This window comes from Aequorivita flava (genome assembly GCF_038742595.1).
Lineage (GTDB): Bacteria > Bacteroidota > Bacteroidia > Flavobacteriales > Flavobacteriaceae > Aequorivita > Aequorivita marisscotiae.
This window is the reverse complement of the sequence record NZ_JBANCF010000004.1, coordinates 173,028-184,907: the sequence shown is the minus strand read 5'-3', so window position 1 is coordinate 184,907 and position 11,880 is coordinate 173,028. Positions and strand designations below refer to the sequence as shown.

The following is an 11,880-nucleotide window of genomic DNA, read 5'->3' as shown; positions in this document are numbered from 1 at the left end:
AACCCCCTGTTTTTGTTAATAAATTCGTGAATATAGCATACCAAAAACCTCTGTTAAACCCAATGGAATGTGTATCTTGCTCCATTAGTTTAACAACGATAAATAAACCTATTTTTTATGGCTGATGGAGATAAAATAATTCCAATAAACATTGAAGATGAAATGAAATCTGCCTACATCGATTATTCGATGTCGGTCATAGTGTCACGTGCACTGCCAGATGTTCGCGATGGAATGAAACCTGTTCACAGAAGGGTGCTCTTTGGAATGCACGAATTGGGAATTAAAGCTACGGGCGCTCACAAAAAATCTGCGAGAATCGTAGGGGAGGTCCTTGGTAAATACCACCCGCACGGAGATACCTCTGTTTATGATGCTATGGTTCGTATGGCCCAGGAATGGAGCTTGCGATATATGTTAGTAGACGGACAAGGAAACTTTGGTTCTGTAGATGGCGATAGTCCGGCTGCAATGCGTTATACTGAAGCGAGAATGCAGAAAATTTCTGAAGACATGCTCGCAGATATCGATAAAGAAACCGTTGACCACCAACTCAATTTTGACGATACGCTAAAGGAACCAACGGTGCTCCCCACGCGAGTTCCTGGCCTTTTAATCAATGGTGCCAGCGGAATTGCCGTAGGTATGGCTACCAATATGCCACCCCACAACTTAACCGAAGTTGTAAACGGAACCATCGCATATATTGAAGATAACGATATAGATATTGATGGGTTAATGCAACATATTAAAGCGCCGGATTTCCCCACGGGAGGTACTATTTATGGGTACGAGGGCGTGCGCGAAGCATTTCATACCGGTAGAGGGCGTGTGGTGATGCGTGCAAAAGCAACTTTTGAAGAGGTTAACGGTAGAGAATGTATTATAGTTACTGAAATTCCATACCAAGTTAATAAGGCGGACATGATTAAAAAAACCGCCGATATGGTTAACGATAAAAAAATTGAAGGTATTTCAAATATTCGTGACGAAAGCGATAGAAAAGGAATGCGAATCGTTTACATTTTAAAGCGAGATGCCGTACCAAATATTGTTTTAAATACACTTTATAAATACACAGCGCTACAATCTAGTTTTAGCGTAAACAATATTGCGTTAGTAAATGGAAGACCTCAAATGTTAAATTTGAAAGAATTAATCCATTATTTTGTTGAACACCGCCACGAGATTGTTGTTAGACGTACCGAATATTTACTTCGTAAGGCCGAAGAACGCGCCCATATTTTAGAAGGTTTAATAATTGCTTCAGATAATATAGACGAGGTTATTCGCCTAATTCGTGCATCTTCAAATGCTGATGAAGCTCGAGAAAAGTTAATTGAGGCTTTTAAACTCTCCGAAATTCAAGCCAAGGCCATTGTTGAAATGCGATTGCGACAATTAACCGGCCTAGAGCAAGATAAACTGCGCACTGAGTACGACGAGTTGATGAAGACAATTCAAGATTACAAAGATATTCTTGCGAGTAAAGAACGCAGAATGCAAATTATTACCGATGAGCTTGAAGAAATTAAAGCCAAATACGGTGATGAACGTAGATCTACTATTGAGTATGCAGGGGGCGATGTGAGTATTACCGATTTAATTGCAGACGAACAAGTTGTTATTACTATTTCGCACGCGGGTTATATTAAACGTACATCGCTTACGGAATATAAAACGCAGAATAGAGGTGGCGTTGGGCAAAAAGCTTCAGCTACTCGTAACGAAGATTTCTTAGAGCATCTTTTTGTAGGTACCAATCATCAATATATGATGTTCTTTACACAAAAGGGAAAATGTTTCTGGATGCGTGTTTTCGAAATACCAGAAGGTACTAGAACGTCAAAAGGTAGAGCCATTCAAAATCTAATAAATATAGAGCCAGACGATAAGGTAAAAGCCTTTATTTGTACCCAAGATTTAAAGAATGAAGATTATATAAACAGCCATTTCGTAATTATGGCCACCAAAATGGGCCAAGTTAAGAAAACGCCATTAGAACAATATTCAAGACCGCGAACTAACGGTATAAATGCAATTACCATTAGAGAAGACGATGAGTTGCTCGAAGCAAAGTTAACAACCGGAAATAGCCAAGTAATGCTAGCCGTAAAATCTGGAAAAGCCATTCGTTTTGAAGAGGAAAAAACCAGATCTATGGGTAGAAATGCTTCGGGAGTTCGCGGTATTAGGCTGGGCGATGATAATGACGAGGTTATAGGGATGATTGCCGTAGATGAAAATGACTCAGACATACTTGTGGTTTCAGAAAATGGCTACGGAAAACGCTCATCTATTGAAGATTACCGAATTACCAATCGTGGCGGGAAAGGAGTTAAAACCATTAATATTACAGAAAAAACCGGTAAATTAGTAGCCATAAAAAATGTAACCGATGAAGATGATCTAATGATCATAAATAAATCTGGAATCGCCATTAGAATGGCTGTAGCAGACCTTCGCGTTATGGGGCGTGCCACACAAGGCGTGCGTTTAATTAAAGTTAGGGAAGACGATGCCATTGCAGCAGTTGCTAAAGCTATGAAGGACGATGATGAAGATGAAGCGGTTATCACTGACCAAAACAATGATGGCACTACTCTTGATAATAACGAAACTCAAACCGAAAATAACGAATAAATAGTAACACATGAAAACACGAATATTAATAACAGGACTTGCATTTGCTACTGCTATTTCATTTGGACAAAAAAAAGAAATTAAAAAGGCCGAGAAAGCTATAAAATCTAATGAATACACCGAAGCTTTAAATTATTTGTCCGAAGCTGAACCAATGCTCAGTACCGTTGATAATGATTTGAAAGCGCAATTTTACGCAGCTAGAGGCCAAGCGTTACTTGGTTCTGGCGGATCAGACTTTAAAAAATTAAAAGGCGCTGCCGATGCTTTTAGCACTGCAATTTCTTTGGATCCGAAAATTGAAGAACAACTAATTGACCCATTGCAGAATTTGAGAGCAGCTTTAATTAATGGTGCAATTAAAGATCAAAATGCGCAACAATATAAAATGGCTACCGATAAACTTTATACAAGTTATATGGTAACAAAAAAAGATACTTCAGACTTGTATTTTGCTGCGGGTAATGCCGTTAATGGCCAAGATTACGATACGGCTCTAAAGTATTATCAGATGCTTCTAGACCTAAACTATAGCGGAGCGACAGTAGAGTATGTAGCTACAAATAAAACAACTGGAGAAGTAGAAGCTTTCGACAATGAAAAATTGAGAGATTTTGCTATTAAATCTGGCGAATTTATTAAGCCGGAATCTAAAATTACCAAATCTAGAAAGGGCGAAATACTTCGGAATATGACCCTTATCTATATTGAAAAAGGCGATACCGAAAAAGCTAAAAGTTTAATAGAAACAGCTAGAGCAGAAAATCCCGATGATGTGTTTTTAATGCGGGCCGATGCAGATATGAGCTATAAAATGGGCGACAATAAACGCTACAATGAATTAATGGAAAAGATTGTAGCAACAGACCCTGAAAATCCGGAGCTATATTTTAATTTAGGAATTAGCAACGACCAGCTAAACAACAAAGAAAAAGCATTAGAATATTATAACAAAGCATTAGAGCTTCGTCCCGAATACGAGGGAGCACTTATTAATATTGCAGCTTTAAAACTATCTGGCGAAGACGAAATAGTAGAAGAAATGAACAGCTTAGGAAATTCAGCTGCCGATAATAAAAGATACGATGAACTTAAAAAGATACGCGAAAATTCCTATAAGGATGCGCTACCGTATCTCGAAAAAGCAAATGCTATAAATCCTTCCAATCAAAATGTGCTTAAATATTTAATGAATATTTACAGCCAAATTGGAGAAGACGCTAAATACAAAGCGGTTAAAGCAAAGTTAGAAGCTTTGGAAAGTAAAAATTAATACAGGTTATCATAACCTCGTACTATTTAAAAACCCCTGAATTTCAGGGGTTTTTTTATTATATAATACGTTTAATTACTCGCAGTTTATGGGTGTGACTGCGCGCTTCATAATTAAAAATACCACTGTGGTCTAGCCGATCAATCCGTACCTTTCCGTGGGCATGGATAATGTAGTTATCGTTCATAATAATACCTACATGCGTAATCTTGCCTTCTTCATTGTCAAAAAAAGCTAAATCGCCGGGTTCACTTTCTTCAATAAAACTCAAGGCTTCTCCTTGTGTGGCTTGCTGGCTGGCATCACGCAAAAGACTGTAGCCATTCAATTTATAAACCATTTGGGTAAAGCCACTACAATCTATTCCAAACGGACTTTTTCCTCCCCATAAATATGGGGCATTTAAATAGAGTAAGGCGGTTTCAATTAAATGTTCTTTTGGAAGTTTATTTGAAACCCATTTACCTTCAAAATTATGATTTAAAAAAGCGGTAGCCGAAATAGTACTTCCCAGACAAATTGAAAATAATTGGTTTTCCGGAAGGATAACAAAATCTACCAAATCTGAAGATAACTGCAGGTCCGATTCTTCAATATTCGTATAATCGGCTTCGGTAATTTTAGCAAATTGTTTATTGTCTATCCATCCTTCATAATTATCAAAAGCCAAACGAATTCGGCTCCATTTTTTACGAATTTCAAGAATTTTAAAATGTTCGCCATAAAGTAACTGCGTTACCATTTCACTTGCATCAGCAGCTTCACCACGAAGTGGAACAATACTTAAATTACAGATACCGTAATCCATTCAGAAATTATTGATAACAGTTACGGATGCCTTTAAATACTTTCAATTACCATTGCAGAAGCACCGCCTCCACCATTGCAGATCGCTGCGGCACCGTATTTGGCGTCGTTTTGTTTTAGCACATTAAGAAGCGTAATTAAAATTCTTACTCCGCTGCAACCAAGAGGATGACCTAAAGACACGGCACCTCCGTTTACGTTTACGTTGCTATCGTCAAGACCTAAAATCTTCATATTTGCCAAGCCTACTACCGAAAAGGCTTCGTTAAATTCAAAATAATCTACTTGGTTTATATCAATGCCAGCTTTTGCAATTGCTTTAGGAAGCGCCTTTGCCGGAGCTGTTGTAAACCATTTTGGCTCCTGGGCCGCATCTGCATATCCTTTAATATATGCAAGTGGCGTTAATCCCAATTCTTTTGCTTTCGCTTCACTCATTAAAACCATAGCACCGGCACCATCGTTTATAGTAGACGAATTTGCGGCGGTAACAGTACCGTCCTTTGTGAAAGCGGGACGCAAAGAGGCAATTCGGTCCATTTTTACATTTTTAAACTCTTCATCTTCCGAAACCACTACCGGTTCCCCACGACGTTGTGGAACTTCTACCGGAACAACTTCATCATTAAATTTTCCATCTGCCCAAGCTTTTGCTGAGCGTTCGTACGATTTTATTGCGAAGGCGTCTTGATCTTCGCGAGAAAATTTATATTCCGTAGCGCAAAGATCTGCACAAGTACCCATTGCGTTGTGATCATAAGCATCTACCAGCCCATCTTTTTGCATGCCATCTATTAAAGTTGCAGGCCCAAATTTGGTTCCAGTGCGCATATGTACATAATGAGGAATATTACTCATGCTCTCCATTCCGCCGGCAATTACAACATCGGCATCGCCAAGAGCAATGGCTTGAGCAGCGTTCATAACGGCTTTCATGCCCGAAGCACACACTTTATTAACAGTTGTAGCAGGAACGGTATCCGGAATACCTGCACCTAAAGCAGCTTGTCTCGCAGGTGCTTGTCCCACACCCGCTTGCACAACATTGCCCATATAAACTTCTTGAACCATTGAAGGGTCCAGATTTATTTTTTCCATTGCACCTTTAATAGCTGCAGATCCTAATTGGGCTGCCGTTAATGATGAAAGACCCCCCATAAAACTTCCTATCGGGGTTCTGATTGCAGATACTATAACTACTTTATTATTCATGCTACTGTTTTTGTGTTTAAAATAAGGACTGCGAAATTACATATTTCTATCTTAAATATCAATCTTTGCAGGTATTGCTTTTGGGATAACTCATTCCTTATTTATACCTTTACTATAAGTTATAATTATATGAAGAACTTTTTTTCTTTGTTCGCAAAAAATCAATCCCTTATTTATAAGGTTTTTCTATTCATATTTTCAACCCTATTAGTTATTTATTTTCTGCCGAAAGGGGGGCAGTTTAAATATAATTTTCAAAAAGGCAAGCCTTGGCAGTACGAAAATCTCTACGCGCCTTTTAGCTTTACCATTAAGAAAAATGAAGATACTCTAAAAAAGGAACGCGAAGAAATAAGAGAGAATGCTGTTCCGTATTTTGAATATAACGACCAAGTAGCAAATGAGGTGCTGGCGAGCTTTAAAGAAGAGCTAGATGAAAAATATGTTGATAGCCTATATCGCACATCTGAAAATACCATTGAGAGGTTAGGCACAAAATTTATTACTGAAACCTATAAAAACGGAGTTACCGACGAAATTCATACCTACGATGGCGATCGTCTTATTTATTTAAAAAATGGCAATGAAATTGAAGAACGCAGTTACGCGCAATTATTTAAAAGAGAAAACCTAAATAAGAAGGTTAGAGAACTAGTTGAAAAAAACAGCACGGAAGACGCGCAAGCTTTGCTGTATAATTTACTAAACGAAGTTTTTGAGCCCAACGTAAAACTTAATAATAAGCTTACGGAAGCGGCAATAGATGCCGAAATAAAAGCTTTAAACCCAAATCGTGGCATTATTGAGAAAGGGGGGCGGATAATTGCCAAGGGCGAAGTCGTGGAAGGCGATAAATTCCAAATACTAAACTCGCTAAAAGCCGAATTCGATAGCCAGATTTGGAGCAAAAATAATTATCTGTGGCTATTGGTTGGATACTCCATGCTGGTTTCTCTCGTGTTTTTAATGCTGTTCCTGTTTCTAAAAAATTACAGACCCTATATTTACAACAACAATACAAAAGTTACATTTATATTTTTCAACATATTTTTAATGGTTTTCTTAACCACAGTAGTGTTGAAGATACACGCAGACTACGTTTATATTGTTCCAATCTGTATCCTGCCTCTTATTTTAAAAGCCTTTTTCGACCCGCGTGTGGGGCTATTTGTGCACGTATTAACTATATTATTGCTCGGATTTATCGTTCCAAATAGTTTTGAATATATGTTCCTACAGTTTATTGCGGGAATCGTAACAATTCTTACCGTATCAGAATTATACAAAAGAGCCAACCTCTTTATCTCGGTTGGGCAGATAACGTTAATATATATCCTTGGGTATTTTGCTTTTTTTGTAATTCAGGAAGGGAATATTCAATCTATGGAGTGGCAGAATTTCCAATATTTTATCTTATGTGGTTTGGCAACGCTTTTTGCGCATCCCCTAATCTATTTTTATGAAAAGATATTCGGCTTGGTTTCAGATGTTTCGTTATTAGAACTGAGCGATACCAATGCCAAATTATTAAAAGAACTATCAAACAAGGCACCGGGCACATTTCACCATTCATTAAATGTTGCAAATTTAGCCGAAGCTTCGGCAAACGAAATTGGCGCCAATAGTATGTTGGTCAGGGTAGGGGCGCTCTACCACGATATTGGCAAAATGCAAAACCCAACCATGTTTACCGAAAATCAGGCTAACTCAATAAATTCACATAACGAATTAGACCCAAAGGAAAGTGCCAAAATAATTATAGATCACGTAATAAAAGGAATAGAAATAGCCCGAAAAAACAACCTTCCCGATAGGGTAATTGATTTTATTCGCACGCATCACGGTACAAGTTTGGTGTACTATTTTTACCGAAAGGAACGAGAAGAACAGGGCGAGGCCAATAAAGAAGATTTTATATATCCGGGACCAATTCCCTTTTCAAAGGAAACCGCTATTTTAATGATGGCAGACAGTGTTGAGGCGGCAAGTAAAAGTTTAAAGGAACCTTCCTCCACAATAATAGACGAGTTTGTTGAAAAGATAATCAACAACCAAATGGCACAAGGTCAATTCTTGAATGCGAACATTACTTTTAAAGAAATTGAAATGATAAAGAAAGTGCTTAAAAAGAAGCTAAACAATATATATCATTTAAGAGTAGAGTACCCAGAATAGAAGTTTGTCGCCTACTATAAGAATTTATAGAATTGGAATTAAAAAACGTGATCCTTAAAAATTTCAGCTTTTAATTATAGTATAAACCCTTCATTTATAAACACAAAAAATCCCCTTAAGTAGGGGATTGTCTGTGATCGCAGAAGGATTCGAACCTTCGACCGCCTGCTTAGAAGGCAGGTGCTCTATCCAGCTGAGCTATGCGACCATTAAAAATAAAAAAAGCCGAACAATTTTAATTGTCCGGCCTTTTGTCGGGGTGGCAGGATTCGAACCTGCGACCTCCTGCTCCCAAAGCAGGCGCGATAACCGGGCTACGCTACACCCCGTGAACAGCAATATATATTGTTCACTGTATTTTGGAGTTTTTTTAAACTCTAATGCGGAGAGACAGGGACTCGAACCCTGGCGACGGTTGCCCGTCGACAGATTAGCAATCTGCTCCGTTACCACTCCGGCACCTCTCCAATTTTTTTATGAACTTGTCATCCTAAAATGCGAGTGCAAATGTATGTTTTCAATTGTAATAATGCAAACAAAAATACGCCTTTTTTAAAGATAAATTTTAAAGCGTTTTAAATCAAGTGAGTCGGCGTAAAACAAAACCGCAAAAAGGATACTAAATCTTGCGGCAAACCAACATTTCCTTTCTGTCTTCTATATTGGTTACAAAAAATAGATAAATATCGCCCCCATCAGTAATTTTCCATTTCTTGCGAAGGGTCTCAACAGACTGGGGAAAGTTTCTTGTGGTAATATTCGCCTTATTAAATGTTAATGCTAAACGCATGTCAGATTTTGTGTACGGAACTATCTTTTCAATTAAAAAACTTCGTCCCGGAAAATCAGTAAGGGAGTTGCTAGTGTAAAGGTGGGTATTTTGATGAAGTTTATTCAACTGTAATTTTTCTGAAATAAAATTGAATGCGCCGCTCTTTAAAATAGCGGCGTTCGGTTCAAAAAGATATTTTAGCGGCAAACTGTAGGTAGCTTCAGCAGGCATATTCCAAATAAAATTGAAATTTTCTGTTTCAGATTTCGTAAAATTAATTGTTTTAATAGCTACTGTATTAGAAGAATCTTTATTTAGAAGCCAAAGTAATTCCTTTACTTCGTTTTCAATTGCTACTATGTGTATTTCAGCTACCTTGTGCAATTCGTTTAATCCTACCGAAATATCAAGCATTGGCGAGGTCTTTAAAAGAAAAGTATTACAATGATTTAATATTTCAGAAATATTTGACGGAATATCAGGCAGGCAATCTTTCATAAAAAAAACTTTGCCTTTACTATCGTGCCGACGGGAAGGATCTGCGTAAATTACATCGTACGTACTATTTAACACCGCTTGTAGGCCATCTTCTGCTTTGCAAATAATATTGTCTTTATTAAGAATTTTAAAATTATGTGCAGCAAAGCTCGATAATGCCTTATTTGTTTCAAAATGGTGCACTGTGTTGCAGGTTTCTGAAAAGTAAAAACTATCTACCCCAAAACCTCCCGTAATGTCGGCGAGCGTATTTGCGCCAACCAAAGAAGCCTTGTATTTTGCGGTAATTTCCGAAGATGTTTGCTCCAAATTTAGCTTGGGAGGGTATAAAATATTGTCCGTTTTAAACCAAGTGGGAAGTTTTTTTGCGATTTTCCTTCGGCTTTCAATTTGCTGCATTAATTCCTGTACGGTAATATTTTTAAATGAACTACCTGCAAAAGCTAGTTTTGAAATATCTGAATCAAAATTTTTAATGAAATTCTGAACATTCTTATTTAAAAGGTTTTTATTTAACAAGTTTATAAGTTTCGGGTAAGACGTTTTACAACTTTGTATTCGGAAAGAAATTCCTTGGCAATTACTTTAAGCGCCGTATAGGTTGGCACGGCAAGAATCATTCCCGGTATTCCGAAAACAAATCCTGCAATTAAAATAGCCAAAAATATCTCTAACGGATGGGATCGCACACTATGGCCAAAAATAACCGGTTGCGATATAAAATTATCAAAAACCTGTGCAATTGCGTATCCGCTACTCGCAATTATTAGCAAGGGTAAAAGTCCGGTTGAGAAATCGGCGCCCAAGTTGTTCGAAATTATTACGAATATCATTAAAATCCACCCAATAACGGGGCCTAAATACGGAACAATATTTAAAAAGGCACAAATAAGGGCAACTGCCACAGCATCGCGAACGTCTAAATAAAGCAATAATACGGCATAGAAAAGCGCGAGTATAAAAATTTGCAACAACAGGCCAATAAAATACCTGGAAAGCAATTCCTTGATTTTAATTAATATACGTTTAAATTTAGCTTCGTTGTCGTCTTTGGCAAATACTAAAACCGAGCGGGCAATGAGACTTTCGTCTTTCAGCAGAAAGAATGAAATAAATAGTACGGAGAAAACGCCAACAATGGTACTGCCAATATTTCCGAAGAAAATATTTACAAAACTTGGAATAATTTCTACATCCATATTTTGAACGTACGTTGTGCGTTTTACCGCCTCAACGAGCTGAAAATGATCTACTCCCAAATAATCACTGGCCTGAATATTTAGTTCGTTTAAATCGCGTTTTACTTGTTCAAAATCTATTTGTGAAATGTTCTTTCCCTGTTCAACAATTATGGGGACAAAAATACTCACCACTAAACTAAAGCTGCAAATTATAAGGAGTAGCGTGATAACAGAGGCGAAGGTGTTTCCAAATTTCAGTTTTGTCTTTAGAAACAAAACTACGGGTCTTCCAATTAGCGACAGTACCAGCGCCAAGCCAATAAAAAGAATTAACGCTTGGATTTCATAGAGAAACCAAAACAATAAAATAATCCCAACAAGCACCGCCAGTGCTCGTAATATACCTAAAGTTATTGCTTTTGCAGTAGTATTCACTTCGTAAATATACTATATTCCAAAGTAGAAAAAAGTAAAGTTTTGTTAAGGTGTATTTATAAAAAAACCAGAATACAAATGCCAATTATTTAATTAAACTACAAATTGTTGTTACCGTATTTTGATTTAGAATTTTGTGTTCTGTTGAATTTTTGCATTGCAAAATTAAAGTAGTTTCTCAATCAATTTTCAAAAACATACTTTATAATATTAGCGCCCATTTGTAGCGCTTTTAACCTGACTTCTGGAGGATCGTTATGAACTTCGGGGTTTTCCCAGCCGTCACCCAGGTCGGTTTCAAAAGTGTAGAGTAAAACCAATCTGTCTTCAACAAAAATTCCGAATGCTTGGGGTGGGGCGCCGTCGTGCTCGTGTATTTTTGGCATTCCCTGTGGAAATTTATATAAATAGCTAAACATTTCGAAATTTGCTGGCAGCTCCTTTAATTCCTTATTCGGAAAAATTTTCACCAATTCTTTTCGGATATACTTATCCATACCGTAGTTGTCGTCTATATGGATAAATCCACCGCTCATTAAATAATTTCTGAGGTTTTGGGCTTCTTCGGAAGAGAAAAATACGTTTCCGTGCCCCGTCATATGTACAAAGGGGTAGTCAAAAATATCTACACTTCCGGGAGTAACGGTTACAGGTTTTTCGTTTAAAGTAGTGTTAACATGCTCGTTGCAGAATTTTGCCAAATTTGGCAGTGCTGTGGGGTTGGCATACCAATCGCCACCACCGCCATATTGAAGCAATCCTATTTCCTGGGCTGATAGGTTACTGATGTAAATTAAAAAGAAAAAAATAAAGATTTTTTTTCGCATAGCTTTCAAAAATACTATTTTAAACCTAGGTGTTCTTATAGCTTCGTAAAAATTTTA

The 11,880-nt window shown here is 37.4% G+C and carries 8 protein-coding genes and 3 tRNA genes; 3 read left to right on the top strand and 8 right to left on the bottom strand.

What is annotated here, in order from left to right; all coding sequences use genetic code 11:
• The first annotated feature begins 117 nt into the window (after positions 1-117).
• Positions 118-2,643: a DNA gyrase subunit A gene (gene gyrA, locus VZD24_RS07745; protein WP_342686417.1), complete on the top strand. Its 2,526-nt coding sequence runs from the start codon at positions 118-120 to the stop codon at positions 2,641-2,643.
• Positions 2,644-2,653: 10 nt separating this feature from the next.
• Complete coding sequence (locus VZD24_RS07740) at positions 2,654-3,916, top strand: tetratricopeptide repeat protein (protein WP_342686416.1); 1,263 nt, start codon at positions 2,654-2,656, stop codon at positions 3,914-3,916.
• 58 nt (positions 3,917-3,974) lie between these two features.
• Here VZD24_RS07740 and VZD24_RS07735 read toward each other — a convergent pair whose 3' ends face one another.
• Positions 3,975-4,724, bottom strand: coding sequence for a C40 family peptidase (locus VZD24_RS07735; protein WP_279447916.1), 750 nt, complete (start codon positions 4,722-4,724; stop codon positions 3,975-3,977).
• A 32-nt stretch (positions 4,725-4,756) separates the two neighbouring features.
• Positions 4,757-5,935 carry an acetyl-CoA C-acyltransferase gene (locus VZD24_RS07730; RefSeq protein WP_279447917.1) on the bottom strand — a complete coding sequence of 393 codons (1,179 nt, stop codon included), beginning with the start codon at positions 5,933-5,935 and terminating at the stop codon, positions 4,757-4,759.
• Between the two features lie 129 nt (positions 5,936-6,064).
• Between VZD24_RS07730 and VZD24_RS07725 the strand changes: the two genes are divergently transcribed.
• Complete coding sequence (locus tag VZD24_RS07725) at positions 6,065-8,110, top strand: HD family phosphohydrolase (protein ID WP_279447918.1); 2,046 nt, start codon at positions 6,065-6,067, stop codon at positions 8,108-8,110.
• 134 nt (positions 8,111-8,244) lie between these two features.
• Here the strand turns inward: VZD24_RS07725 and VZD24_RS07720 are convergent.
• From VZD24_RS07720 to VZD24_RS07695, 6 genes are all read right to left on the bottom strand, one after another.
• Positions 8,245-8,318 (bottom strand) — tRNA-Arg (locus VZD24_RS07720).
• A gap of 46 nt (positions 8,319-8,364) precedes the next feature.
• Positions 8,365-8,439, bottom strand: a tRNA-Pro gene (locus VZD24_RS07715).
• Between the two features lie 54 nt (positions 8,440-8,493).
• A tRNA-Ser gene (locus VZD24_RS07710) sits at positions 8,494-8,577 on the bottom strand.
• 152 nt (positions 8,578-8,729) lie between these two features.
• Positions 8,730-9,899: a THUMP-like domain-containing protein gene (locus tag VZD24_RS07705; protein WP_342686415.1), complete on the bottom strand. Its 1,170-nt coding sequence runs from the start codon at positions 9,897-9,899 to the stop codon at positions 8,730-8,732.
• 2 nt (positions 9,900-9,901) lie between these two features.
• Positions 9,902-10,996, bottom strand: a complete 1,095-nt coding sequence (locus VZD24_RS07700) for an AI-2E family transporter (protein WP_279447920.1) — start codon at positions 10,994-10,996, stop codon at positions 9,902-9,904.
• A gap of 182 nt (positions 10,997-11,178) precedes the next feature.
• Positions 11,179-11,823 carry a DUF4159 domain-containing protein gene (locus VZD24_RS07695; RefSeq protein WP_342686414.1) on the bottom strand — a complete coding sequence of 215 codons (645 nt, stop codon included), beginning with the start codon at positions 11,821-11,823 and terminating at the stop codon, positions 11,179-11,181.
• Between the last annotated feature and the right edge of the window lie 57 nt (positions 11,824-11,880).

What these genes read in the sequence shown, in the direction of transcription:
- VZD24_RS07740 (WP_342686416.1), top strand. Translation starts at nt 2,654, where the DNA reads ATGAAAACACGAATATTAATAACAGGACTTGCATTTGCTACTGCTATT.
- VZD24_RS07695 (WP_342686414.1), bottom strand. Translation starts at nt 11,823, where the DNA reads ATGCGAAAAAAAATCTTTATTTTTTTCTTTTTAATTTACATCAGTAAC.
- gyrA (WP_342686417.1), top strand. Translation starts at nt 118, where the DNA reads ATGGCTGATGGAGATAAAATAATTCCAATAAACATTGAAGATGAAATG.
- VZD24_RS07730 (WP_279447917.1), bottom strand. Translation starts at nt 5,935, where the DNA reads ATGAATAATAAAGTAGTTATAGTATCTGCAATCAGAACCCCGATAGGA.
- VZD24_RS07735 (WP_279447916.1), bottom strand. Translation starts at nt 4,724, where the DNA reads ATGGATTACGGTATCTGTAATTTAAGTATTGTTCCACTTCGTGGTGAA.
- VZD24_RS07725 (WP_279447918.1), top strand. Translation starts at nt 6,065, where the DNA reads ATGAAGAACTTTTTTTCTTTGTTCGCAAAAAATCAATCCCTTATTTAT.